Source organism: Neisseria sp. P0021.S007, from assembly GCF_051956855.1.
In genome coordinates this window covers 1-615 of the sequence record NZ_JBQCXA010000741.1, presented here as the reverse complement: position 1 = coordinate 615, position 615 = coordinate 1, and the positions used below count along the sequence as shown (strand labels likewise).

At 46.7% G+C, this 615-nt stretch carries 1 protein-coding gene; it reads right to left on the bottom strand.

All coding sequences use genetic code 11. From position 1 onward, the window contains the following. Nucleotides 1–419, bottom strand: a 419-nt coding sequence (locus ACTHUR_RS15705) for a transporter substrate-binding domain-containing protein (RefSeq protein ID WP_440399576.1), incomplete at its 3' end; no start/stop codon positions are given. Nucleotides 420–615: the final 196 nt, after the last annotated feature.

Below are 615 nucleotides of genomic sequence, written 5' to 3'. Positions count from 1 at the left end.
ACCAATACAGCACCACTCCAGCTGTAAGGCTCAGATTTGTCAAAAGCCACCCAACGCTCAGGGCTGGCCCGGCCAACTTGGTTGGCGACTACGTCAAAACGGCCGGTTTTTAAACCTGCCATCATGGAGTCCCAACGTGTTTCTTTAAATTCAACTTTGATGCCCAGTTTGTCGGCAACTGCGCGGGTTACTTCGACATCATAGCCGGTCAATTTGCCGTCTTTGTCGTGATAGGTGAATGGTGCGTAAGTACCTTCCGTACCGACAGTGATGGTACCTTTGTTGTTGATACGCTCAATCAATGAGCCTGAGGCCGCACCGGATTGTGCCGGAGCAGAAGAAGCTGAGTTGCTACCTTCTCCACCGCAAGCAGCCAAAACTACTGCAGCGATGCTGCCGAGTACGAATTTTTTCAACATGGATTTTTACTCCTGACTTTAAGTGTGTCATTTAGTATTAAAGCGTGCATTCTAAGCGAAACTGCCCAAAATACAAAATACATCTTATGCCTTAAAAGGCCGTCTGAACGCTGATTTGTTCAGACGGCCTTGAATGATGTATAAAAAATTCAGCTTATGCAATTTCAAGCCACATGACTTGATAGGGTTGCAGTAC